The sequence below is a fragment of the Pseudoalteromonas denitrificans DSM 6059 genome (genome assembly GCF_900112265.1).
Taxonomy (GTDB): Bacteria; Pseudomonadota; Gammaproteobacteria; order Enterobacterales; family Alteromonadaceae; genus Pseudoalteromonas; species Pseudoalteromonas denitrificans.
Genome location: NZ_FOLO01000016.1, coordinates 15,243 through 39,790, shown reverse-complemented (window position 1 = coordinate 39,790; position 24,548 = coordinate 15,243). Strand labels below are relative to the sequence as shown.

Annotated in this window: 22 protein-coding genes; 10 read left to right on the top strand and 12 right to left on the bottom strand. The window is 33.5% G+C overall.

Annotated elements, in window-relative coordinates:
- Positions 1–63 precede the first annotated feature (63 nt).
- Genes BM088_RS11755 through sbcD form a run of 3 tightly spaced genes read right to left on the bottom strand, consistent with a single transcriptional unit; the run spans position 64 to position 5,409 of the window.
- Positions 64–438, bottom strand: a complete 375-nt coding sequence (locus BM088_RS11755) for a nuclear transport factor 2 family protein (protein ID WP_091983927.1) — start codon at positions 436–438, stop codon at positions 64–66.
- A 40-nt stretch (positions 439–478) separates the two neighbouring features.
- On the bottom strand, positions 479–4,171 hold the full coding sequence (locus BM088_RS11750; RefSeq protein ID WP_091983925.1) for an AAA family ATPase: 3,693 nt from the start codon (positions 4,169–4,171) through the stop codon (positions 479–481).
- Complete coding sequence (gene sbcD / locus BM088_RS11745; protein ID WP_091983923.1) at positions 4,168–5,409, bottom strand: exonuclease subunit SbcD; 1,242 nt, start codon at positions 5,407–5,409, stop codon at positions 4,168–4,170. The genes BM088_RS11750 and sbcD overlap by 4 nt, the downstream gene beginning before the upstream one ends.
- 486 nt (positions 5,410–5,895) lie before the next feature.
- Here sbcD and BM088_RS11740 point away from each other — a divergent pair, with 486 nt between their 5' ends.
- The 3 genes from BM088_RS11740 to BM088_RS11730 all read left to right on the top strand — a co-directional run bounded on the left by BM088_RS11740 (position 5,896) and on the right by BM088_RS11730 (position 10,267).
- Positions 5,896–6,078, top strand: coding sequence for a hypothetical protein (locus BM088_RS11740; RefSeq protein WP_091983921.1), 183 nt, complete (start codon positions 5,896–5,898; stop codon positions 6,076–6,078).
- 104 nt (positions 6,079–6,182) lie between these two features.
- Positions 6,183–9,089 carry an FAD-binding and (Fe-S)-binding domain-containing protein gene (locus tag BM088_RS11735; RefSeq protein ID WP_091983919.1) on the top strand — a complete coding sequence of 969 codons (2,907 nt, stop codon included), beginning with the start codon at positions 6,183–6,185 and terminating at the stop codon, positions 9,087–9,089.
- Between the two features lie 401 nt (positions 9,090–9,490).
- Positions 9,491–10,267 carry a hypothetical protein gene (locus BM088_RS11730; protein WP_091983917.1) on the top strand — a complete coding sequence of 259 codons (777 nt, stop codon included), beginning with the start codon at positions 9,491–9,493 and terminating at the stop codon, positions 10,265–10,267.
- Between the two features lie 23 nt (positions 10,268–10,290).
- On the opposite strand, the gene BM088_RS11725 is transcribed toward BM088_RS11730, so the two are convergent.
- Entirely contained in the window at positions 10,291–11,442 is a 1,152-nt protein-coding gene (locus tag BM088_RS11725; protein WP_091983915.1) for an anhydro-N-acetylmuramic acid kinase, read from the bottom strand.
- Positions 11,443–11,527: 85 nt separating this feature from the next.
- Here BM088_RS11725 and BM088_RS11720 point away from each other — a divergent pair, with 85 nt between their 5' ends.
- Entirely contained in the window at positions 11,528–13,324 is a 1,797-nt protein-coding gene (locus BM088_RS11720) for a glycoside hydrolase family 3 protein (protein WP_245763813.1), read from the top strand.
- Between the two features lie 71 nt (positions 13,325–13,395).
- Here the strand turns inward: BM088_RS11720 and BM088_RS11715 are convergent, their stop codons facing one another.
- Both BM088_RS11715 and BM088_RS11710 read right to left on the bottom strand, forming a co-directional pair.
- Positions 13,396–13,836 carry an Hsp20 family protein gene (locus tag BM088_RS11715; protein ID WP_091983913.1) on the bottom strand — a complete coding sequence of 147 codons (441 nt, stop codon included), beginning with the start codon at positions 13,834–13,836 and terminating at the stop codon, positions 13,396–13,398.
- A gap of 154 nt (positions 13,837–13,990) precedes the next feature.
- Positions 13,991–14,431, bottom strand: coding sequence for an Hsp20 family protein (locus BM088_RS11710; RefSeq protein ID WP_091983911.1), 441 nt, complete (start codon positions 14,429–14,431; stop codon positions 13,991–13,993).
- 327 nt (positions 14,432–14,758) lie between these two features.
- On the opposite strand from BM088_RS11710, the gene BM088_RS11705 reads away from it, so the two are divergent.
- Complete coding sequence (locus tag BM088_RS11705) at positions 14,759–15,613, top strand: PA4780 family RIO1-like protein kinase (RefSeq protein ID WP_091983909.1); 855 nt, start codon at positions 14,759–14,761, stop codon at positions 15,611–15,613.
- Positions 15,614–15,722: 109 nt separating this feature from the next.
- On the opposite strand, the gene BM088_RS11700 is transcribed toward BM088_RS11705, so the two are convergent.
- Complete coding sequence (locus BM088_RS11700; protein ID WP_091983907.1) at positions 15,723–16,469, bottom strand: substrate-binding periplasmic protein; 747 nt, start codon at positions 16,467–16,469, stop codon at positions 15,723–15,725.
- A gap of 119 nt (positions 16,470–16,588) precedes the next feature.
- Here BM088_RS11700 and BM088_RS11695 point away from each other — a divergent pair, with 119 nt between their 5' ends.
- From BM088_RS11695 to BM088_RS11685, 3 genes are all read left to right on the top strand, one after another.
- Positions 16,589–17,077, top strand: a complete 489-nt coding sequence (locus BM088_RS11695; protein WP_245763812.1) for a peroxiredoxin family protein — start codon at positions 16,589–16,591, stop codon at positions 17,075–17,077.
- A gap of 203 nt (positions 17,078–17,280) precedes the next feature.
- Positions 17,281–19,326, top strand: a complete 2,046-nt coding sequence (helD, locus tag BM088_RS11690; RefSeq protein WP_091983905.1) for a DNA helicase IV — start codon at positions 17,281–17,283, stop codon at positions 19,324–19,326.
- 1 nt (position 19,327) lies between these two features.
- Positions 19,328–19,801 carry a GNAT family N-acetyltransferase gene (locus BM088_RS11685; protein WP_091983903.1) on the top strand — a complete coding sequence of 158 codons (474 nt, stop codon included), beginning with the start codon at positions 19,328–19,330 and terminating at the stop codon, positions 19,799–19,801.
- A gap of 418 nt (positions 19,802–20,219) precedes the next feature.
- On the opposite strand, the gene BM088_RS11680 is transcribed toward BM088_RS11685, so the two are convergent.
- Positions 20,220–21,857: an NAD(P)/FAD-dependent oxidoreductase gene (locus tag BM088_RS11680; protein ID WP_091983901.1), complete on the bottom strand. Its 1,638-nt coding sequence runs from the start codon at positions 21,855–21,857 to the stop codon at positions 20,220–20,222.
- A gap of 150 nt (positions 21,858–22,007) precedes the next feature.
- Between BM088_RS11680 and fdxA the strand changes: the two genes are divergently transcribed.
- Entirely contained in the window at positions 22,008–22,343 is a 336-nt protein-coding gene (gene fdxA, locus BM088_RS11675) for a ferredoxin FdxA (RefSeq protein ID WP_091983899.1), read from the top strand.
- Between the two features lie 78 nt (positions 22,344–22,421).
- Here fdxA and BM088_RS11670 read toward each other — a convergent pair whose 3' ends face one another.
- The gene (locus BM088_RS11670; protein WP_091983897.1) at positions 22,422–22,919 is read right to left on the bottom strand and encodes a hypothetical protein; all 498 of its coding nucleotides are present in this window, start codon (positions 22,917–22,919) and stop codon (positions 22,422–22,424) included.
- A gap of 179 nt (positions 22,920–23,098) precedes the next feature.
- Between BM088_RS11670 and BM088_RS11665 the strand changes: the two genes are divergently transcribed.
- The gene (locus BM088_RS11665; RefSeq protein WP_091983895.1) at positions 23,099–23,413 is read left to right on the top strand and encodes a hypothetical protein; all 315 of its coding nucleotides are present in this window, start codon (positions 23,099–23,101) and stop codon (positions 23,411–23,413) included.
- 62 nt (positions 23,414–23,475) lie between these two features.
- Here the strand turns inward: BM088_RS11665 and BM088_RS11660 are convergent, their stop codons facing one another.
- Genes BM088_RS11660 through BM088_RS11650 form a run of 3 tightly spaced genes read right to left on the bottom strand, consistent with a single transcriptional unit; the run spans position 23,476 to position 24,548 of the window.
- Positions 23,476–24,021, bottom strand: a complete 546-nt coding sequence (locus BM088_RS11660; protein WP_091983893.1) for a DUF1697 domain-containing protein — start codon at positions 24,019–24,021, stop codon at positions 23,476–23,478.
- A gap of 5 nt (positions 24,022–24,026) precedes the next feature.
- The gene (locus tag BM088_RS11655) at positions 24,027–24,356 is read right to left on the bottom strand and encodes a YdbL family probable chaperone protein (protein WP_091983890.1); all 330 of its coding nucleotides are present in this window, start codon (positions 24,354–24,356) and stop codon (positions 24,027–24,029) included.
- A 9-nt stretch (positions 24,357–24,365) separates the two neighbouring features.
- Positions 24,366–24,548 (bottom strand): YnbE family lipoprotein, encoded by a 183-nt coding sequence (locus BM088_RS11650; protein WP_091983888.1) that lies wholly within the window; start codon positions 24,546–24,548, stop codon positions 24,366–24,368.

Below are 24,548 nucleotides of genomic sequence, written 5' to 3'. Positions count from 1 at the left end.
AATTGCACCTTTAATATACTTATCACTCGCTCACTTAGCGACACTGATCACACATCCTTTTTATTAAATAAATGACTCACAGGGCGTTCCTTGATGAAATTGCATTTGCCAATGCTTACCATTATGTTTATATATCGAACTTCTGTGTGAATATTTAATGTTAGATGCTCCTTTAACACATATTTTGGCCTTGTATATCAGTTGTGCAATATCATCTGCTAAAACCCTTAATTGATAGTCTTGTTGAACTACAGTAAAGGGCACTTCATCTGTTAGTCTGTCGTAAACACCCTCTTTGTAATATGGGGCACCGCCACTTGCGGGGAACTCCATAAAATCATCCGCTAATAATTGCCCTAACATCGCTTTACAACTACGCACTTCAGGTTCAATCAACTTAAGTTCTAAAGCAATGAGTGCTTGTTTCAGTTTATCCATATTCACTCTAGGTGACCCCTTTTTACCTCTTTAAACTAAATTAAACCCGGTACTTATCTTCTAACTGACTTACGCCTAATCCATTCATTTTTTTAACTAAAATTTGAACTGGAATACGCTCTTTCATCGCTTCAATATGACTGATCACACCTATCATTTTACCGCTGGCATTTAGGCTATCTAAGGCATTTAGTGCAATGTCGAGCGTTTCACTATCTAAAGTACCAAATCCTTCATCTAAAAATAATGAATCTATGCTGGTTTTATGACTCACTAAATCAGACAAGGCCAAGGCTAAAGCTAAACTCACTAAAAAGCTTTCGCCACCTGACAAGGTTTTAGTATCACGTACCGTATCACCTTGCCAAGTATCAATGACTTGTAGCTCTAAAGCTTCTGTTTGTTTGCGCTGTAATAAATAACGTCCATGTAATCTATCAAGTTGTTTATTCGCAAGATACACAAGATGATCAAGTGTTAAACCTTGGGCAAACTTTCTAAATTTATCACCTTTTTGAGAACCAATCAGCGCATGTAAATAAGACATATCATCGTATTGAACTTGGCTCTTTACGATTTGATCAAGTAAGGATTCTTGATTTTGCTGTTTTTTATCATTTTCAGTTAATTTAAATTTTGTATTTGCAATGCTTTCAGTTAATGCCAGTATCTCAACTTCAAGTTGTGCGAGCTGCTCAGTGATTTCAGATAAACTCAACTCTAATAATTGACTCCTTTCATCATGATCTTTAATCATATCTAACTGTTTTTTTGCTTCAACTTGTAGCGCTTGAGCACCATCTAAACTTGTTTGTAAACTTTGTTTTAAAACAATTAATTCTTCACGCTTAGCTTCATCAAGCAAGGCGGACTCGAACTGAGATTGCTCAGAAAATGGACTTGACTCTAATTGTTGCAGCCAATTGTTCTGCTCCTGCTTTTGTTCAGTATTTATCCCATTAAGTTGAATATTAAGTTCATCTAATTGAGCGTTTAATTTAGTCAATTCTTGAGAGGCATTTTGCGCATCAACTTGAACATGTTTGTATTGTTCCTGAGCTTCAATTACGCTTTTTTCGCTCAGCGCTCTTTGCTCTGTCACTTTTTTATCAGCAAATAATTCAAAACGCGCTGTTTTTTCAGTATCCAGATTTTGTTTTGCTTTATTAAGCCTATCAAACTCTTGCTTCAACTTGATTTGTGATTGTGCAATCTGATTAGCTAAATTATCATTGGTGACCGATACTGCGGTTAATTTATCTTGCAGTGCAGTCATGCTTTCTTTAGCCTGAATATAGTTTTTTGAATCCTGTTGTTTTTCTTCAAACCAAGTAGTTGCATCATCATGTTCAGGTAAAGTGAATGCTAAACTTTCAAACGTATTCTCTAATGCTTTTTCATCTGCATGATATTGCTCAATTACATTTTTTATTTCTAATTCAGCAGCTTGAATTTGCTGACCAAAAGTAGATATTTTTTGTTCTGCTAATTCAACTTGGTGGGTATGTTGTGTTTGTGCATTAACAGAAGCATCTACAAGGGTTTGTAGCTCCCTTAATTTTAATTCTTGCTGTTCAATGTGTTTAATATGCTCAACTAAGTAACTTTGCTGTTGTGTGCATTGCGTTATGTAATGATTAAAGCCATTTACATTATCTATCGTGATTTGAATTTTTAATTCATTACAAATAGTTTGCCACTGTGTTGTGAGTATTTTCGATGTATCTATTAATTGCTGTAACTGTTTAGCTACGGCTTCACATTGGTCATTAGCAACTGCTTGTTGTGTTTTTAAATTTTCACCATTGGCTTTTATGGCATCTAATTCAGTGGTTATAACGTTTAATCTTTGCTCTGTATCAGAAACATTTATGGTTTGATAATGGCCAATTGATGGATGCTCATATGAACCACATAAAGGGCATGCCTCACCAGATTGTAATTGAGATCTTGCTTGGGTTAAGTCTGTAATTTTCCGCTCTTGATCTAATAATTTCTGTAAGTCTTTTTGTATTTGTAATTTAGGGCGATAATCAGCTCGAAGTTGTAATATCTGCTGCTCATAAGCCGCTATATTTTGCTGTAAAACATGATGTTTTTGCGTGAGTTCTTGTTGTTCAAATTGCAACTTATGCCATTGGTCGCTGCTATGACTTAAAGTAGAACGCTGAGGTTGTCGCTGATTTAACAGTAATAATTCTTGTTTTAAATGACTGAGTTCATCGTTATTAAGCAAAGTGTCTAAGTTCTGCTTTTGCTCTTGTAACGCTTCTTGTTGTAACTTAGTATTTTCAATGCTTTGATTAATGATGTTCTGTGTTTTTTCAAGGACCGAACGCTGTTCTACTAATCCTGATTGAGCCGTTTTTAAACTTTGATTAAGCCCTTGTTCTTGCTCTTTTAATTTAGTTAAAGTAGCAAACTTCATTTGCCAAACAGGTAATTGCTCAACCAAGTTTGCATTGTGTTTATGTTCAGCTAAATAATCAGTCAATTTAGCCTGCTCAGATTGCATCTTTTTCTCTGTTTCTTGATGCGTATTTTGTTCTTTTTTAAGTGTATTATCAGCTTCAACTAAAGTATCAATATGTTGTTGCAGCTTATTAAGTTCATCAGTTAATTGGCTACACTTTGCATCTAATGGAACAACTTTGTCATTTAATAGCAGGTTTAAGTCATTATGTGCTTTGTTAAGTTTTTCAAATTCATTGTTACTTAAAGCTAAATTTTGAGATAACTCAGCAGCGACTTTTTCAGCGACTTGTTGCTCTGCACTTAACTCTCCTTGTTTATGCTGTAATGAAGTCTGTTTCTTCTTAACATTATTTAATAATACAAATTGTGCTCTGAGCTTTTCTGCTGGTTCGCAATTCGCTAATTTTTCAAAGCTATCTTGTTGCGCATCAATATTTTTTTGTGCTGATACTAAATTATTTTCTGATTGTATTAAGTTATGTTTCGCTTCATCATATTTTTTTAACCACGTTTGCTGTTCAGTTATCGTTTTTTTATTTTTAATTTTATTTTCTAAACTTATTTGATTATCAGTATGCAGCTGTTTTAAATTAACTAAATCTTCTTCAGATAAAACATCAACGTCCTGTGCTTTATCTTTTAATCTTGCTAAATCATTTTTTAGTAAGCTGAAATCTTGGTGCACTTTTTCTGAAATTAAGCTAAATATTTCTGTCCCTGTGAGTTGTTCTAATAATTCAGCTCTCTCGTTTGGTTCAGCATTTAAAAATGCAGCAAACTGGCCTTGAGATAACAACATAGATTTTGTAAAACGCGCAAAGTCTAAACCACTAATTTCTTCTGTTAGTTGCGTTTTAGTTTTAACCTGAGAAGCTAAGATGTCATCATCACCACTTATATTAAGTTTAACTAATTCAACCTTGGCATCTTGTAAATTACCTTCAATTTTACCCCGGGAGCGTTTTTGACTCCAAAAAGCTCTGTACCCGACTCCTTTGACTTCAAACTCAACTTCAGACATACACTCAACGGTATCTCGGGTCATCAGCTCATTGGTCGTTTTAGAGATATTATTCAGTCTGGGTGTTCTATGATACAAGGCCAAACATATTGCATCTAAAATGGTTGTTTTTCCCGCTCCCGTAGGTCCCGTTATGGCAAATAAACCATTATCGTTAAAAGGAGCTTGGGTAAAGTCTATTTTCCATTCACCTTTTAGAGAGTTAATATTTTGAAATCTGAGGCTTAATATTTTCATGCTTTAACCTCCTGAACATCAAGTACTATGGCTTTAAATGTTTCAGTAATGCGTATTGCTTTTTCTTGTTCATCTTGAGTATCAAATACTTCTTGTGATAATCGACGTTCAAATACATCCATTGGCGAAAGCTCGGCCAATACTTCTTTTTGTTGTCTTTGGATAGAAACTTGACGATTAGTCCGAGCACGGCGAAGCTGTAAAACTTCAACATGTAAGTCTGCTGTTAAGAGCGACACTCTTTGCTGCAAGTCATTTAAATAATCTTGCGTTTGTACTTCAATATATAACCAAACAGGTAAATCTTCTGAGTGACTTTCAAACGCTTTAAGCTGGTTTTCAATACTCTCTAAATCACCTTTAATTACAGCCATAGGCTGAAAAAGTGGTACTTTTAAAGATATTGTTTGTTTTAGTTTTCCATTTTCAAATTCAGCAACCAATACTTGTTTATCTGTACCAAGTTCATCAAAACTCAAAGGAATAGGCGAACCACAATAACGAATATGCTCTGATTTAGCGACAACTTGCGGACGATGAATATGACCTAATGCAATATAATCTGCTGGGGGGAACTCAGATGCTGAAAAAGCCTCTAAACTACCGATATAAATATCACGGACTGAATCAGACGTTTTTACACCCAAAGCCGTTAAATGACCCGTCGCTACGATAGGTAATTCTGCATTTAAGCTCTCTTTTTTAATAACCGCTAACTGATAAAGTGTTGCATAATGATCTTTTATTGCCTGACCTAAGGCTTGTTGTTTATCAGCCCCGGACTCTCCCGCTTTACTTGTCATTACATCTTTAGGTCGAATAAAAGGGATTGCACATAAAATGGCTCCTGCTTTACCTTTATTATCACCATGACAATGATTTAAAGTGATAATTTGGGCCTCTAAGTCTTCGGTTACATTTGCGATAACCTGAGTATTTAAATATGCTAATAAGGCTTTTGATTCATTTAAGGTCGATACCGAGTCATGATTACCGCCCAATACTACAAGTTGACAATTTAGCTGATTAATTTCTACAACAAAACGATTATATATTTCACGGGCATAACTTGGCGGAGCCCCAGTATCAAAGACATCGCCAGCAATAATCACAGCATCAATTTTATGTTCTACTATTTGCATCAAGAGCCAAGTAATAAATGCTTGATGTTCGCCTGCACGACTTTTCCCAATAAAATGCTGCCCAAGATGCCAGTCTGATGTATGTAATATTTTCATAAATACCTAAATGAAATAATGTGGCTATCAGCTATGTTTACAACTGAGATAGTTATCTATCTCAGTTGTAATATTGTCATGAAAACCTAAATAAAATGATGTCCTATTCCGATGAATATATTATGTTTAGAATAAGAGTTTTTGAATAACCTATATTTCAAGATCGAATGCTGTTTGATCTGAGTAATTTTTTCATATTACAAAGTTAATAGGTATTTTATGTGGTGATTATCTCAAGTTATCAAAGGCATGGATAGCTTAATATTGCGATATACTTACAACCAGACAAATTACAATTTAATATACTAGATATAAGCAATCAAAATAATACAATTTTTAACCAATCAGGTATAATTCTCCCGTTAAGATGTCTCTCACTTCTTATGCATCGCATTTTGCAAAGCAAATTAGCGATATTAATATAAAAATAGGCCTAATTGTCAGGTCTTAAAATTGCAAGATCACAATTTTAACCGGAGTATTATTATGAACGACTGGAAAAAAGAAGTATCTCATTTAGATCAAGTGCTATCTGAGCAAGTTGAAGTTAGTGATGAAGATAATTTTGAACAAATGTTGAGTATGCATAAACAAGTCAGAACTCAGCTAAACCTAATAAAAGCAGCATCACCAAAATCAGATGCCCACCGACTAAATGAATGTGAGTAATACCCTACTAGCCTCTATATAACTCCATATATATAGGTATAATGCTTTGGTTATTAATAATATTTAAATTATTAAAATCAAAGCATTTTTATTTAAGGGTATGTATGACAGACGCGTTATTTTCACATTTCAAATCTCAATTACAGCGCTTTTTAACCCCTAATGAAATGATAACATCTTATTCTAAACGTTATGCTTATGGCACAGATGCCAGCTTTTATCGTTTAGTGCCAAAGCTCATATTAGCACTTAAAAATAAAGATCAAGTTCAACACGTTTTGATACTCGCTAATAAATATAACGTGCCGCTTACCTTTAGAGCTGCAGGCACCAGTTTATCAGGTCAAGCGATCACAGATTCAGTTTTAATCACTTTAACTTCTGACTGGCAGCAAGCCGACATATCAAACTCAGGTAATAAAATACGTTTACAGCCGGGCATAATAGGCGCAAAAGCAAATCAATTATTACTGCCCTACAATAAAAAAATAGGGCCAGATCCCGCATCAATTGATAGCTGCAAAATTGGTGGCATAGCTGCGAATAACGCTTCAGGCATGTGCTGTGGTGTAAAACAAAATAGCTATCATACCTTAGCAGATATGACGATAATCTTTGCAGATGGTACCGAACTAAATACCAGTGATAAAAATAGCTGTCACTCTTTTATTATCAATAAACCTGAACTCATTAACACAATAAATCAGTTATTAAATACAGTAAAAGATAATACTCAATTGTCTGCTCTAATTCGTAATAAATACCGCTATAAAAATACATGTGGTTATGGCATAAATTCACTGCTAGATTTTGAACACCCAATAGATGTTATAAAACATTTAATGATAGGCAGTGAAGGCACATTAGGCTTCATTGCCGATATTACTTTTAATACAGTTGATGATTACCATAATAAAGTAACAGGTTTTTATATTTTTGATGATGTTACTTTAGCCTGTAACTTAGTTTCACAATTAGCAAAGTTAGAAATAGCAGCCATTGAGTTGTTAGATGTACGGTCACTGAGAAGCGTTGCGGACAGGGCTTTATTACAAACATGTTTACAGAAAAATAAAATAAGCCATTTACATGAAAACGCAGCCGCATTATTAATAGAAATCCACGCACCAGATTCAAACGCTCTAGATCAAATACAACAAAAAGCCCAAGTATTAATGTCGCAATTTAATTCAAGTATTATTGCGCAAGTTGAATTTACAAAAGATCACTTAATATGCTCTGAACTTTGGCAAATACGCAAAGCAACATTTCCAGCCGTTGGCGCAGTCAGAAAAACGGGCACAACCGTTGTAATTGAAGATGTGACATTTCCAACAGAGCACTTAGGGAGTGGTGTACAGGCACTACAGGGCTTATTTAAAAAATATCAGTATGATGAAGCCATTATTTTTGGCCATGCGTTAGATGGTAATTTGCATTTTGTTTTTACTCAGTCATTTAATGAACAAAAACAAATAGACCGTTATAGCAAATTTATGCAAGATGTTTCACACTTAGTTGCCATACAATTTAAGGGCTCATTAAAAGCTGAGCATGGTACAGGGCGTAATATGGCACCCTTTGTTGCATTAGAGTGGGGCTCTGATGCCTATCAACTTATGCAACAAATAAAACATGCATTTGATCCAAATAATATTTTAAATCCAGATGTGCTTATTAGTGACAATGCCAATATTCATTTAGAAAATTTAAAAACATTACCCACTACCGATAACATTATTGATAAATGCATTGAATGTGGATTTTGTGAATCTGTTTGCCCATCAAACGGCTTCACCCTAACACCTAGGCAACGCATTAGTGTATGGCGACGGATCATTGAACTTGAAAATATTTTAGCCATAGAGCCAAATAATAATTCAATTAAAAGGGAACTTGATAACTTAAAACAAGATTATCAATATTTAGCTATCGACACCTGTGCAGCAACGGGACTATGTGGATTAAAATGCCCTGTAGGCATAAATACAGGGGAATTTATTAAATCATTACGTGCTGAAAAATTGTCAACAAATAGACTTGCAAAACATTTATCTAAATTTACTGCGGATCATTTAAACCTTGCAGTTTCAACTTCAAAGTTGGGTCTTTCGGCGATATCTATTGCAAATAAATTAGCATCCGAATTAGCAATAAAAAATAGTTTTAAGTTATTAAATAAAATATCAGGTAAAAGAATTCCCCTTTATTATCCAGCCTGGCCAAAAGGTGCTAAAGCAATCACCAAAACAAAACAGCAGTTCTCTTCAAATAGCATTAAACAGGTTATATATATTCCAAGTTGTGGTGGCAGAACTTTTGCTCAAGATAAAAATGCAGAAGATCAACGCGCATTATTTGAAGTTGTATCATCAATATTTAAAAAAGCAGGTTTTGAAATTTTGATCCCAAAAAATATTAATGATTTATGCTGTGGCATGCCTTGGGCTAGCAAAGGCGATCAAAATACAGCAAATAACACAGCACACGCTCTTATATCAAGCATTTATCCATTAACAAATAATGGTAAAACTCCAATAATAATGGATGCGAGCCCTTGCACCTTAGCTTTAGATAATTACAGTTTTGATAATATGCCAATAAAGACATTCGAAGTAACTGACTTTATTGATAAATTCATTTTGAAACATTTAAAAATCACACCACAATTGGCGCCCATCACTTTGCATATCAGCTGTAGTAGCAAAAGACAAAATATAGAACACAGTATAATAAACTTAGCGCAAGCGTGTGCCAATGAAGTACTTATACCCAGTGATATTAATTGTTGTGGATTTGCAGGTGATAAAGGTTTCTTTTTACCACAGCTCAATGAAAATGCTTTAAGACCCTTAGAGCCGCAATTAAAGCAATGTAAAACAGGAAAAATAACGGAAGGTTATTCAAATAGTCGCACCTGTGAAATAGGCTTAACTAAGGCCACAAATATACCTTATCAATCTATTGTATACTTATTAGACAGGGTAAGTTCAACTTTTGATAATTATTAGACACTCTGACCTAAAAAATTATCTATCACTGTAGCCTACTAAATAAGATCTGCTTAATTAAAGTAAAGCTGCTGTCAAAAACAAAGCAAAAATCACACAATCAATGACATTATATTTACATAGCAGTTTTAAATGAATAATCGATATTTTAATTTAATTAATCAATCTTTATTAAACACATTTAACATATCACAGCATTAAGTTAACCACTTGATAACACTTACTTTAATTTGAACATGTCATTTAAAAAATATCTCTTATTTCGGTACATTTTAAATTGACAACGCTGTCACCGACTCATAACATTACCTCATTAAGCAACAGAGCTTAAGAATTTAATAATAGAGAAGGGCCCTCTCTTAGTTGAAATTTTTATAATTAATTATCAAGGATTTAATTAAATGAAAACATATAACTTATCTTTATTAGCGGCGAGTTTATTCACTTTAAGTGCATCAGCACAAGCTCAGTATATTTTTGACATTGATGGCGTAAGTGTTGAAACAAATTATAGCCAAGGGCCAGTTTCAAGAGTTGCCACTTCAGACCGTTCAGCTCAAAAACTAGGGTTTCATATTGTTTATAATAATCCAGAATCTAATTGTGAATATGCAAATTTATACAGTCGCGAGGATGGGACATTAATAGCCAATGTACAAGTAACACCATCTAACTATTCAAATTATGTTGACTATGCAATTATATTCGACTTACCTGAATCACATTTTACGCACGGTAAAGTATTACAGCTTGGTTGTAAGGATAAAAATAATCAAGATGTGACTATTCTACATAAAATACCAGGTGTACCTAAAGTGACTTGGGATGCCACTGTAACGCCTGTTGGTAATTTTATATATCAAACTCAAAGCTATTCTTTTCATGATGAAGTGTCATATCAGGGTAAGATAACCGTAAGTAATGGTACAACTGAAAGCATTTGTAAAAGTGTGATTGATTATGGACAAACGCTCAATTTATTCCATGGAAAATCATCCCATAGCAACTTTTATTCTGATGTATTTACAACAGCAGAAACATTTAGCAATACTAAACCTGTGCTTTATCAAGCAATTGAATGTTCAAATTCAGCAGGTTCCACTCGCATGATAAAACAATGGGATTTAACTGACGAAGCAGGTATTACGCTTGCAACTGAAGAAACACATTATTTTTAATGATACATAACAACAGTTCATATTTAATTTAGAATTTGGGTAATGGCACCACATATCTCAGCGCGTTTAGCGCCAGTGACTTGTGGTTCATTACCCACCAAACGGTTTATGCATCTGTGAGCAAGCCAAGCAAATGCCATTGCTTCCATGTAATCTGCACTGATTCCTACATCATCTGTCACTTTCACCTGCCACTGAGCTAATGCATTTTTTAAATATTCCATTAAAGCCTTATTTTTTGTGCCACCACCACATACTAATAACTGCCCAGGCGGGTAATCTATTAAAGCTTTTATAATTGGCTCACAAGTTAAAGCGATGAGTGTTGCCATTACATCAGCATCAGATATTTTCTGATTTAATAATGTTAATTTACTTTCAAGCCAGGCTAAATTAAAGCGTTCTCGCCCCGTACTTTTTGGCGCTGTTAAATCAAAATAAGGCTCTGATAATAGAAGGTTTAATAACTTCTCATTGCATTTCCCTTTTTTTGATAACTCACCATTTTTATCATATCGCTTACCTGAAATTTTATAGATCCAACTATCAAGTAAAACATTGCCAGGACCAGTATCAAAGCCGGATAAAGGTGTAGGGTTTACAACAGATATATTTGCTATACCGCCTATATTTAAAAATACCATAGACTCACTGACGCCAGCTTGAACTTGTTCCACTAAACCTTGATGAAATAAAGGTACTAAAGGGGCACCTTGACCGCCCAAAGCAATATCCATAGATCTAAAATCAGTTACGGTTGTGATATGTGTATTTGCTGCTATTTTTGCCCCGTCAACTAGCTGCATTGAAAAGGCGTTATTTCCCGCAGGTTGATGAAATACCGTTTGCCCGTGACAACCTAATGCTCTGATTTGTTTAGCATCAATTTTTTGTTTTATTAAAAACAAGTTTATCGCATCAGCATAGGCCAAGCTAAGTTCACTTGTAATTTCCCCTAAATTTTGTAATGAAGTTGTTTGTGTTTCGCAGAGCATGAGAATTTTTTTACGTAAATCATCATCAAAAGAAAATTCTTCACCGGCTATAAAAATAGTCTTATTCTCATTTTTTGAAATTGATACCAAAGCGACATCGATTCCATCAAGACTCGTGCCAGACATTATGCCTAAATAATATTGGTTTAAAGAAGTATCTGTTGTATTGGAAATTTTCATATAAAATAACAATCTCAAAGAAAGCGAATAATTGAATTAAGTATTAGATTTTAGCCACTTTATGATTTTAAAAACAGGACTTTCAATGCAGGCCAATGCAACTGATAAAAAAACATCGTTAAAAGTACAAATCGCACAAAAAATAATGATAGATTTACGCTTTTATAATGAACACCCCATAACGGCTGAAAATCCACGAAAAGCAATGACACAACTGCCAAAAGAAATTGCTCAATTGATTAGCCAAACAAGTCTTGGCGGCATTATTTTATTTTCAGATAATTTAGAAAGTCCGCAACAAATCATCAAGCTTAATCATGATTTACAGCTAGCAGCTACAAATTCAAGCTTAAAATCACCTTTATTAATCTCTATTGATCAAGAAGGTGGTCGTGTTTTTAGAACATCTCGTTCTGATACAATTGCGTTTACAGGAAATATGTCTATCGGTGCAACTTATCAAGAACATGGCTGCGATTATGCAACAAAAACAGCAGAAGTTCTGGCAACTGAGCTTAATAGCTTAGGGTTTAATGTTAACCATGCCCCTACCATAGATGTTAATAGCAACAAAAATAACCCCGTTATTAACGTGCGTTCTTTTGGTGAAAACCCTGATGTTGTGGCAAAACTTGGCCAAGCACAAGTATCTGCAATGCAAAAACATAATATAATCAGCACACTTAAACATTTTCCTGGCCACGGTGATACAGATGTTGATAGCCATACAGGTTTACCAATCGTCATGCACGACCTAGAAACAGTTTATAAAATGGATATCGCTCCTTTTAAACAGATCATAAAACATGATGCACCCGGCATGGTAATGACTGCGCATATACAATATCCAAATTTAGATAATAGCGAATTTATCGCCAAATCGGGTGTTAAAATGTTGAAACCCGCAACAATGTCACGAAAAATGATAACGAATATTCTCAGAGAAGAGTTAGCTTACAAAGGTGTCGTGATCACAGATGCCTTAGACATGAAAGGTATTAAGGACTTTTTCACCGAAGATGATGCTGTTATCAATACTTTTAAAGCCGGTGTTGATATCGCTTTAATGCCTATAAAAATCAGAACGGCTCAAGACCTAAATAAATTACCCCAGTTAATTGACGCTGTTGCTAATGCTGTTAATGCTGGAGAACTTGATAAACATGAAATATGCGAATCATTTAAACGAATTCAAAAATTAAAATATGATTATGAACTTGTTGGTAATGTAACAACTAGTTTAACTGATAAAATTTCTCACTCTAAAACACAACTATTAAAGCCTGAAAATTTAATAATTGAACAACAACTCGCAGAAGCTGCGATTACTTTAGTTACATCTCAAAATAATATTTTGCCTATTAATAACCGAGATATTGTGCATTTAATTATGCCAGATAAAACTAAATGCCTTGCCTTATCAAGCATGTTACAGGCGCAATTTAAAAAGACCTTGTTTGTTACTCATACAAATATGCAAAATTTTGATATAACAAAAGCACAACACTTTATTGATAATGCAAATATTGTGATCGGTGCTCATATTGCACCAAAGCAAAGTGCTGCTGAAATGGGGGGGATGGATGATTTAATAACAAATAAACAACGTATTGAAAATATAGCAAACCCTAAAGATGTTTATGATTTGTTGAAATTTGCAAAAGTACATAACAAAAAAACAGTTTTTATTAGTTTAAGAACACCTTATGAAATAGCCCAATTTAATGACGTAGCAGATATCTCATTAGCAACATATGCCTATAATACACATTTAGATTCTCATACACATGAAATCAAAAGCCCCATATTTAGTGCTTTAGCTAAAGTATTAAGTGGTCACATTAAAGCTAAAGGTTATTTACCCGTAACAGTAAAAATATAAACAAAAAAGCCCGATAATTCGGGCTTAAAAGTCAGGGAAATAACGAAAAAATAAAACGCAATAGTGGTCGTTTAATGCTCTAGTAATGACTCATCACCTATTTTAATTTTACGTGGTTTTAATGCCTCAGGCACTTCTCTTATTAACTCAATATATAACAATCCATTTTCGATATTAGCAGATATCACTTTAACGTGATCTCCTAGCTGAAATTGCTTTTCAAAATTCTGACTCGTGATCCCTTGATGGATAAAAGTAGACGCAAGTTTTTCTTTTGCCTCTTTTGTACCTGTTACTTTTAATACGTTATTTTGAGACTCAATATGTAATTCAGGCTCTGTAAATCCAGAAATAGCCATTGTAATTCTGTATTTATTGTCATCAAATGACTCTATGTTATATGGTATAGAGTTTGGTTGTTGATCTGTTTTTTTAACAGTATCAATTAAGGAAGTTAATTGGTCAAAGCCAATAAATGAACGGTTTAATGGAGCAAAGTTTACTGTACGCATAATATTATCCTCATCGAGCGATATTTAATAAAACTCTTCATAATGAACAAGTTTTTATTTGTAGAACTATGTATATTTAGAACCCTTTTGGCATTCTATTTTGACGAAACTGCCTATTTAAAATAAACAGCTTAATGATTAATATTTTGAAAAATTAATTTTCTATTAATTTACTGCCGCCTATTTTTATTTGGCGAGGTTTCATCGCTTCAGGTATTTCTCTTTCTAAGTCGATATGCAATAAACCATTTACCATATCAGCACCCATTACCTTAACATGATCACCCAATTGAAATTTACGTTCAAAGTTGCGCTCAGCAATGCCCTGATGAATAAAGTTACGTTCAATTTTGTCTTTATTTGCTTTAGTGCCTGTGACTTTTAAATTATTATTCTCTGACTCAATAGCGAGTTCTGATTCAGTGAAACCAGCAACAGCCATTGTGATGCGATATTTATTTTCTTCTAATAGTTCAATATTATATGGAGGAAAGCCTGATTGTTTTTCATTTCTATTCGCGGTATCAATTAATGAAGCCAAATGATCAAAACCAATAAATGAACGGTGAAGTGGTGAAAAGTCGATTGTACGCATAATATTATCCTCATTGAGCGATATTGATAACTAACTCATTGAATCAGCTATCGTTAAGTTTTGCTCTTCATAATGAACGAGCAGTTTTAGAGCATTAGTTTAAAACCAGATTATGGTTTGATTACTAACTTTCATTTATAAATAGTTTGGTTGGAACTATGTTTACTTTTTAAGGGACCCTATCGGCGTCCTCTGCTTAAAGATATAAGGATGAAAAAGTCACTTTCAAGGGTTTAGAGTAAAAAAATAAATTTTTCTTAAAAAATCTCTTTTATTAACGTAAAATGAATTTTCACGGATTAACCACAGAGAAAGAACCAATAAACAATGAAGACACCAAAACGCATCCAACCCTTAATTGATGAAGGTTTAGTAGACGAAGTTATTAGTCAGCTAATGAGTGGTAAAGAAGCAACTGTATATGCAGTACGTTGCGGTGATGAAATTCGTTGTGCCAAAGTATATAAAGAAGCAGCTCAGCGTAGTTTTAAAAAAGCAGCACAATATAACGAAGGCAGAAAAGTAAAAAACAGCCGTCGTGCACGAGCTATGGAAAAAGGCTCAAAGTTTGGTAGAAAGCAACAAGAAGAAATTTGGCAAAATGCTGAAGTGGATGCTTTGTATAAAGTAGCCGATGCCGGTGTACGAGTACCTGTACCTTATGGCTGTTATGACGGTGTATTATTAATGGAATTAATTACTGACGATGATGGTGATGTTGCCCCACGTTTAAACGATGTTGAAATGCCCGCTGAACAAGCAATTGAAGACCATCAAGTTGTGATGAATTATGTTATGCGCATGTTATGTGTTGGCCTAGTGCATGGTGATTTATCTGAATTTAATGTATTGGTTGATGAATACGGCCCAGTGATCATAGATTTGCCTCAGGCTGTTGATGCTGCAGCAAATAACAACGCTAAAGCCATGCTAAAACGCGATGTTCAAAACATGACCCAATACTATGGTCAATTTGCACCTGAGCTTCTTAATACTCATTATGCTGAAGAAATGTGGGCATTATTTCAAGCAGGTGAATTAGATTTAGACTATGAACTAACAGGTCAATTTAAATTTAATAACAAAAAAGCAAATGTTAATTCTGTATTAGATGAAATTAAAGCTGCTTTTGAGGAAATGAAGGAAAAAGAAGAAGCGATTGCTGCCAGTATGGAAGAGTAACCTAAATTAACTTAACCAGAGGAGTGAACGAAAGTCATCCTCTGGTAGTTTAAAATTTATACCCATAAAAATATCCATTCCTTACGTAAAAATAAAAATTATTTTTAATTTATTGATATTTCTTCAAGATAGTTTCAAACATTTTTTCTGATTTTAGAGCATAAAAGGACTTTCTGAGTTTATCAATTAGTGCATCATTCACTGTTGATTTACTAAATGCAAAATAAACTGGATTTGAATGAATAATAAATGGATTAACAACAATATCTTTGAAGTCAGGATTGTGTTTGGCTTGAAAAATAACATTCGATTTTTCTTCAAAAAATCCACTGATACGTTTGTTTCTCAGTAAATATAGTTTCACATCATAACTTGGAATATTAACAAAATGGATGTCTGAATATGGATCAGAGGCTAATAAAGTTTCAAATTCATCACCATAAAATGCACCTCTTTGAATCGCGATAGGTTTATCTAACTTTTTTAATTCATCTATTTCTTCTATAAAAAACGCTTCCGCAGCAAGTGTTGCTAATACAATCGTTTCTTGTCTATATGGCCCTATAAAATGTGAAAATTGACTTCTATTTGATACTTTAGAAACTCCCAGCATCATATCAATTTCACCTTTTTTTAATAATGTAATAGCCCTTCCCCAAGGAATATCAACAAAACGGTAACGACAGCCTGTTTTATCTAATAAAGTTTTGGCAAGATCAACATCCATACCATACCATTGCAGTTTCTTGCTCTTTTGATCGGGCGAAAAGTGCTCGTAACGCACGGTTAGATCACATGCAAAAAGAGGCTGAATTATTATTAGATTAAAAATGAAAAGAAAAAAATAAAACTTCATTTTGTCTGAGCTTAATAATTAATGACTTTTAACTAATCTTAGTTCAGTTACATTTTTTGTGAATGTATTTATAATCTTTTATGGTCTGTATAAACAGATCACTTTATGGAACCCATACTTTGAAAAAAATAGTGATACAAATTATCGCAGCAATTATGATATTTAATCTTGTAAGTATATTTAAAGAATCGTCATTATTAGATTCTTCAGGAGAGTTAGCAGCCCCCTACTTTTATTTACCTTTATTAAATAAAGTTGATGAAAAAGTGAGTTTAGCCGAGTTTAAAGACCAAAAAACTGTGATTTATTTCTTTGCTCCTTGGTGCTCTATTTGTAGAGTGAGCATGCCAAATTTACAAAATAAAGTAACTGATGGCTCACTTAATGCAATAGCTATCGCGCTTGATTTTGACTCTCAAGAACAAGTCACTGAATTTACAAAAGATTTAGGTATTAGTTTTCCTGTATTACTTGGAAATCACCAAGTAAGGCAAAACTATCAAATAAAAGCTTACCCTACTTATTATGTCATTGATGAAAACTTAAAAATATCAGGTCGCTCTATGGCCTATTCTACCGAACTAGGTCTAGCCATTCGCGGTAGCTGACTATAAAGGGGTCGGAGTTAATTAATTACCTATACATTAAAATTTCTGACTCTATTTTATTTTTATGATAAAAAATGAATGAATTTTCAAATATTAATTTTTTTAAATTCACAAAGTAATATAGACACATTTAATATTATTGATTATTCACTCCGACCCCTTTTTTATTTATACTCTGCATTTATCCCTTATATTTTGTTTTCATGCAGTTAACTCGCCATTGGATTAGTAAGTTTTTCATTAAAAATCATGTTTCACTCAGTATTGATGCCCAAGGTATTCAAATTGATAACATACATATCAATTGGCTAGAAATGAGTATTTCTCCCAACATTAATAAAGGCTTATTTTTCAACTCAATTGAGTTTCAAACCAATAAATCCAAATATAATTTTAACTGGTTATCGAAAAAAACAGCCCGTTCAGCTTTAAAAATAACACGACAATATTGGGCTCAATTACATCAAACTCGGCTGCACTCTCTCGTTAAAAAACAAAAAATTGAAATAAATAAAAGTTATTTACGTAAAGGTACTTGGTTAACATTCCAACAACAGGCTTTAACAGAGTTAAATCGCTGGCCCTTAATTATAGATATTTATCATTTTGAGGATACTATAAAAAAATCATTAAAATTTTTACGACATATTAGCTCATGGAATGAAAAACAGTTAGGCACATTTCAAAGCAAATATATTAATAATCAAAGGGAAAAATACCGTGATTATTTCAACTGTTTGGAATCAAACCCTTTGACAGACAAACAACAAATCGCTTGCATTACGAATGAACAAAACAACTTAATTTTAGCCGGTGCAGGTACTGGAAAAACCAGTACTATGATTGGCCGTGTAGGTTATTTATTAAAAAGCAATCAAGCTACAACATCTGAATTTCTATTGCTTGCATTTGGGTCACACGCAGCTGAAGAAATGAAGCTACGCGTTAGCAATAAACTCAAAACCAATTCAATTAAAATTTGTACGTTTCATGCCTTAGGGTTGTATATCATTAAGTCGGTAGAATCAAAATCTCCTAATGTAACAAATATGGCAAAAAATGAACAAGTTAAGCTCGATTGGATCCATACTCAATTAACCAAGTTATTAGCTCAGGAAAATTATAAAACAAAAGCTCAGTATTATTTTGACACTTATTTAAACGCCCATAAAAACACTGATTTTGATTCTAAAAAACATGAACTTGCCAAGCTGTTAAATCAGCTTTTAGGTCTATATAAGCTCGCTTTATTTAATGTAAATTCATTACAAAGCCGTTTAACACAACAAAATAAAGCTCAAATTACAATAGAGCTTGAATTGCTATCACCTATTTACCAGTTATATCAACAATACCTAGTTGACAACAATGAAATTGATTTTGAAGATATGATCATAAAATCAATCAAATATATTAAAAACCAACAATTTAAATCTCCATGGCGTCATATTTTAGTTGACGAATTCCAAGATATATCAGAACCAAGAGCACAATTAATAAAAGCCTTAAGAGAGCAAGTTGTGGATGGGACACTGTTTTGTGTTGGTGATGATTGGCAAGCAATATATCGATTTACAGGAGCTGATGTCAGTTTAACAACACGTTTTGATACTTACTTTGGCACAACTAAAACAACAAGCCTAGATAAAACTTTTCGATTTAATAATAGCATTAGTGATATAGCAACTCAGTTTGTAATGCAAAACCCTGAGCAGCTAAACAAAAAAATGCTCACCCACATACACACAAAACAACCTAAAGTGTCACTTTACCATGGTGATAATAACACTAGATTACATTCAATTTTAAGCACAATAAATAACACAAGCAAAGAAAGCAAAAGCATCTATATTTTAGCAAGATATAAATATTTATTACCAAATACCACCACTATAAATCAATTAAATAACACTTATAAAAAATTAAATATTAATGCTTTGACTTTCCACGCCAGTAAAGGAAAAGAAGCCGACAAGGTTATCATTATTGGTTTAAAAAATGGCAAATCAGGCTTTCCAGCTCAAAAAAAGATATCTCCTTTACTAGACTCTTTATTACCTAAAAATGAATCATATCGCTATGCTGAAGAGCGACGTCTATTTTATGTCGCCATGACACGTGCCAAACATCAAGTGCATCTTATTTTTGATACACATAAACCCAGTATATTTATAACCGAACTGATAGATAATAACTATGCAATTGAATACAATGAAATTTCAACAGAGCCTTTAAAAGAAGTGATATAAAATGGAATTTAGCTATTTAAAAGACAAACCCGAATTTATTTCTCAAATTGCAATTTGGTATTTTGAGCAATGGGCCTATTTAATGCAAAGTCCAAGTTTAAAGTTAATTGAAGAAAAGCTGCGTTCTCAATTAAATAGTAATGAAATTCCGCTAATGATTTTATTACTAAAAGAAAACCAGTTACTTGGCGTGGCTCAGTTAAAGTATCATGAGATGGATATATATATCGATAAAGAACACTGGCTTGGTGGGGTTTACATTAGTAAAGAACATAGAGGTAAAGGGTACGCAACAAAAATAGTCAAGAAAGCAAAGGAAATCGCCTTCTCACTCAATATTGATATTTTATATTTACAAACAGAAAACTTAAAGGGTGGAATTTATAAAGAACTTGGCTGGCAGCCAATAGAGCAAGTCACAAATAAAGGTGATGAAGTATTAGTAATGCAATGCCCTCTTAGAGCTAGTGTATAATTTAATAAACATATAGGGCCTGTGAGCCCTTAAGTGTGAATTACGTCCTAGCTAAAAATGAACCAATTTCAGCGCAAGAATGAAAGTTTAGTCGCTTTAAATAAGTGATAAGCAGCAATGAGTCGTTAATTATCAGGCAATAACGATAGCCGAATAAATATGATTGCGTTTAAATTAAGGTACATAAAACACCTAGTTATAATGTGCTAGAACAAGGTTATCGCTGCAAAATAAATAGAAACAATCATCACAAAATAGACATGCGTATTGTGATACATCCCACTAAGCAGGCAAAATATCAAATGACTGTAACATCAACAAAAATGTAATTTCAGGTGTCATAAATGGAAAAAGTTAATTCTAACATCGACAAAATATAAGCCCCGTAAAGGGGCTTTACAATTTTATAAACTGTGGATTATTTAACACTATTTGCCATAGCCAGTGCCATCGCTTCGGCAATTTTAATACCATCAATACCAGCAGATAATATACCACCAGCATAGCCAGCGCCTTCACCCGCTGGATACAAGCCTTTTGTATTTAAGCTTTCAAAAGATTCTTTATCTCGTGTAATTTGAATGGGTGAAGAAGTACGAGTTTCAACTGCCGTTAACGTTGCATCTTTCTTTGAGAATCCTTTAATTTTACGTTCAAATGCAGGAATTGCCTCGCGAATAGCTTCAATCGCATAGCCCGGTAAGGTTTCACTTAAATCACAGTATTTAACACCTGGTTTATAAGATGGTACTACATCACCATGCTCACCACTTGCACGACCAGCTAAAAAGTCACCTACGAGTTGAATTGGCGCATCATAACTTTCACCACCTAATTTAAATGCAAATTCTTCTAGTTTACGTTGAAGCTCTATACCAGCAAGCACATCTTCTTTCCCATCTTTTAATGGGTAATCTTTAGGTTCTATTCCTACCACAATCGCACTATTTGCATTACGTTCATGACGAGAATATTGGCTCATACCATTAGTTACTAAATGACCTTCTTCAGATGCCGCTGCAACAACGGTCCCCCCAGGACACATACAAAAACTGTAAACAGAACGGCCATTTTTACAATGATGCACAAGTTTATAATCTGCAGCACCTAAAATTTCATGACCTGCATGAATACCAAAGCGAGCGTCATCAATAACAGACTGTTCATGCTCTATTCTAAAACCAACAGAAAATGGTTTAGCTTTAATGTACACACCTTTATCATGGATCATTTGAAAAGTATCTCGAGCACTATGCCCGATAGCTAATGCAATAAATTTAGTATCTATTTTTTCGCCGCTGGCTAAAGTTAAACCTGTTACTTGTTTACCGTCAGAATTTTCATCCATATGAATATCATCAACACGCTCACCAAAACGAATTTCTCCCCCTAGCGCTATAATGTTTGCACGCATTTTTTCAACCATAGTCACTAATTTAAAAGTCCCTATATGAGGTTTACTTACATATAAAATTTCACTGGGTGCACCTGCATCAACAAACTCATTTAATACTTTACGACTATAATGTTTAGGGTCTTTAACTTGCGAATATAACTTACCATCAGAAAAAGTTCCCGCACCACCTTCGCCAAATTGCACATTTGATTCGGTGTTTAATATTTTTTTACGCCAAAAACCAAACGTATCTTTAGTACGCTGCCTAACTTCTTGGCCACGCTCTAAAATAATAGGTTTAAAACCCATTTGCGCTAAAATTAAGCCCGTAAATAAACCACAGGGTCCCATGCCTATCACAACAGGTCGTTGTTTAAAGTTATCAGGTAATTGCGTAACAAATTTATAAGTCATGTCAGGACTCATTTTTACATTGTGATCTTTTTCGAATTTATTGAGTAAAGTGTCATTAAGTGATGTTTCAACATCTAAAGTATAAATAAGGGTGATCACATTTTTTTTGCGAGCATCATAGCCACGTTTAAAAACCGTAAATTTGATTAATTCATCATCATTAATATTTAACTTTTTAAGTATCGCTTGCCTTATTTCATCTTCTTGATGATTTAAATCTAATTTTATATCGGTTAAACGTAGCATTGAAGGAGTTCCAGTAGCAAAAAATAGCAGCGGTATTTTACCTTAATGCAGCTGATTTTGCCTACAATAATAAACAAGAGATTGAATTAATATTTTACCTAGGTATGATCGCCCACTATTTTGAATATAATGAGCAGGAAATAAGACTTCATGGCCTTTGTAGTAACAGACAATTGCATAAAATGTAAATACACCGACTGTGTATCTGTGTGTCCTGCTGATGCTTTTTTTGAAGGCCCTAATTTTTTAGTTATTAATCCAAATGATTGCATTGACTGTGACTTATGCCCAGTAGAATGCCCTGCTGGCGCTATTTATCAAGAAGATGAAGTACCTGAAAATCAAAAAGACTTTATTAAGCTAAATGCTGAACTATCAGAAATTTGGCCAAGGATCACAGAAGTCATTGCACCACCTAAAGATGCAAAAATCTGGGATGGTGTTGAAAATAAAATAGAATTCTTAATCATAGAAAATGAAGACTGATTGCTAAATAGTCAACAGCGTGACTATTCCTACCAAAAAAAAATGCATTAAAACGATTTTGGCCACATACAACTTAAGTTAAATAACTGATGAGATAAAATCTTCAAGTTTATTAATTCCCAAACGCATTTTTATTTCATCATCACAATATTTGCCAACCAAAACCTGGCCTATAGGTGACTGAGGTGTAATAACTGTAATTTTTTGGTTATTTATACTTGTAGTAAATCCACCTGCAAATGGTGCAATAAAGAACCAATGAGCCTTGCATTTATCTTGTTCTAATTGAACCAAAGTACCAATACTAATAGCGTCATTTTTATCAAATTCGTTACAGATATTTTTTTGTACCTTCAAAACATGAAATGCTTTAATGGCAGTTTCAAATTCTTCAACGCGTTTAGATTGCCCATGAGCTAAATAACCGGCTTCAATCGCAATAGTATCGTATTGTGTTTCAGCAACAGATTCATCATTCACCGCAGCATCACGGGCATTTGTTGCAGCCAAAACTGCATCTTTTAATTCTTTTTCTAAATAGGCAATAATATTATTAATTAATTGCAGCTTATTCATGGTTTACTCATCTCTAATGATAATTAAAAATTATATCCCATAAAAAGGGGTCGGAGTTAATTAATTCTATTAACTACTCCTCAGTCTTTAAACTCTGTTATTGTTGATGGCAAAAATGGCATTCTAATTAATATAGCGCATACTTTCAGTTGTATTTATTTCATCCAAAGGAAATTATTATGATGCTTGCTAGGTGGTCTATCGACGCAAAATTTGGTCACAAACCCAATGTAGTTAACTCATTATCACACTGGTTTAAAGATATAGGTTCTCAAATTGGCTGGCATAAAGGTAAATACCGCATTATTACAGGTTCTGTGGGTGCGCTTGAGTCACAAATTATATCTGAAATTACAATAGAAAATTTAGCCGAACTTAACAATTCTTGGAATAAATTGGGTGATATCGAAGCACATGCAAGTTGGAGTAAAGAACTTGAACCCCATATTGTATCTGGCACACAAAAATGGGAAATTTTCAGAATTGTTGAATAGGTTTTTAAAATAAGATCGGAGTAAATAATTAATTAACTCCGACCCCTTTTTTAATATTTAACTTAATTTTTAGATAACTCAACCAATTTTGTAACTGATTTTAAGTTACGTGTTGTTGCTATCATGCCCAATTTGTTCTCAATAAAAACATTAGAAAGCTTGGTTTTTCCATAACCATTAGGGCAATGTAAATAAATACATTGATCTCCAAACAAGAGTCTTTCAGGTGCTTTTGCATACTCCTGCAAAGCTTGTTTTTTAGACTTTGATGGCTGTTCAGATAAAAATGTGATCAAAACTTTTGTGCCATCTACATCTAAGTCAATATCATCAAAAGGCATAACATCCAAAATACATGCAAATTCAGCTGAAGTTCTTACATCAACAGGCACTTCAAAATCATATTTGTGGTTGATACCCGTTTCAATTTGAGTTTTAATATTCTCAATTTCATCTATATCAGAGTCAAAAATTATATTTCCACTTTGGATGTATGTAACGACATTTTTAAACCCCATACTTTCATATAAGGTTTTTAAATCCGTCATTTTTACTTTTTTCTGACCAGCTACATTTATGCCACGTAAAATTGCAGTATAAGATTTCATTTAACTTACTTTTTTATCCATTTACCTTGTGCATTTTTAACAAAATGACCTGAGGCTGTTTTTTGTATCGCTTTTTTGCCTGCTAATGCTGATACTTGATTTAAAGTAATTTTATTTTTACGTGCTAAAGATATATATAAGTCTTTGCGTTTTTTATTAACAGAACTGACTAAACTAGCGACTTCTGAACTGTTTTTTACAACCCCTAAATAACCATCAGGCATTTCACCTACTAACCCCTGCTTTTTTGCATCTTGTAATGAAATCGCAAGTGCAGAAAATGACATCGTTGCCGCCAATACTATAAATGAGGTATATTTAATTAATTTTTTCATGTTTTTTCCTTAAAATATTGAGCTATCTTCACTAAAAATATCATCAAGTTCTTTATCTACTTTCACTCGAATTTCATGATCAATCTTTAAGTTTAAATTAATTGTTATTGGTTCTTTTGCACTCACTTCTACTTTATGTGTGCATGCAGATAATACAAAAACAGCTAAAATGGCAGCTATTAGTTTGTCCAT

Coding starts and splice junctions, on each gene's coding strand:
- BM088_RS11755 (WP_091983927.1), bottom strand. CDS start 438: ATGGATAAACTGAAACAAGCACTCATTGCTTTAGAACTTAAGTTGATT.
- BM088_RS11750 (WP_091983925.1), bottom strand. CDS start 4,171: ATGAAAATATTAAGCCTCAGATTTCAAAATATTAACTCTCTAAAAGGT.
- sbcD (WP_091983923.1), bottom strand. CDS start 5,409: ATGAAAATATTACATACATCAGACTGGCATCTTGGGCAGCATTTTATT.
- BM088_RS11740 (WP_091983921.1), top strand. CDS start 5,896: ATGAACGACTGGAAAAAAGAAGTATCTCATTTAGATCAAGTGCTATCT.
- BM088_RS11735 (WP_091983919.1), top strand. CDS start 6,183: ATGACAGACGCGTTATTTTCACATTTCAAATCTCAATTACAGCGCTTT.
- BM088_RS11730 (WP_091983917.1), top strand. CDS start 9,491: ATGAAAACATATAACTTATCTTTATTAGCGGCGAGTTTATTCACTTTA.
- BM088_RS11725 (WP_091983915.1), bottom strand. CDS start 11,442: ATGAAAATTTCCAATACAACAGATACTTCTTTAAACCAATATTATTTA.
- BM088_RS11720 (WP_245763813.1), top strand. CDS start 11,528: ATGCAGGCCAATGCAACTGATAAAAAAACATCGTTAAAAGTACAAATC.
- BM088_RS11715 (WP_091983913.1), bottom strand. CDS start 13,836: ATGCGTACAGTAAACTTTGCTCCATTAAACCGTTCATTTATTGGCTTT.
- BM088_RS11710 (WP_091983911.1), bottom strand. CDS start 14,431: ATGCGTACAATCGACTTTTCACCACTTCACCGTTCATTTATTGGTTTT.
- BM088_RS11705 (WP_091983909.1), top strand. CDS start 14,759: ATGAAGACACCAAAACGCATCCAACCCTTAATTGATGAAGGTTTAGTA.
- BM088_RS11700 (WP_091983907.1), bottom strand. CDS start 16,469: ATGAAGTTTTATTTTTTTCTTTTCATTTTTAATCTAATAATAATTCAG.
- helD (WP_091983905.1), top strand. CDS start 17,281: ATGCAGTTAACTCGCCATTGGATTAGTAAGTTTTTCATTAAAAATCAT.
- BM088_RS11685 (WP_091983903.1), top strand. CDS start 19,328: ATGGAATTTAGCTATTTAAAAGACAAACCCGAATTTATTTCTCAAATT.
- BM088_RS11680 (WP_091983901.1), bottom strand. CDS start 21,857: ATGCTACGTTTAACCGATATAAAATTAGATTTAAATCATCAAGAAGAT.
- fdxA (WP_091983899.1), top strand. CDS start 22,008: ATGGCCTTTGTAGTAACAGACAATTGCATAAAATGTAAATACACCGAC.
- BM088_RS11670 (WP_091983897.1), bottom strand. CDS start 22,919: ATGAATAAGCTGCAATTAATTAATAATATTATTGCCTATTTAGAAAAA.
- BM088_RS11665 (WP_091983895.1), top strand. CDS start 23,099: ATGATGCTTGCTAGGTGGTCTATCGACGCAAAATTTGGTCACAAACCC.
- BM088_RS11660 (WP_091983893.1), bottom strand. CDS start 24,021: ATGAAATCTTATACTGCAATTTTACGTGGCATAAATGTAGCTGGTCAG.
- BM088_RS11655 (WP_091983890.1), bottom strand. CDS start 24,356: ATGAAAAAATTAATTAAATATACCTCATTTATAGTATTGGCGGCAACG.
- BM088_RS11650 (WP_091983888.1), bottom strand. CDS start 24,548: ATGGACAAACTAATAGCTGCCATTTTAGCTGTTTTTGTATTATCTGCA.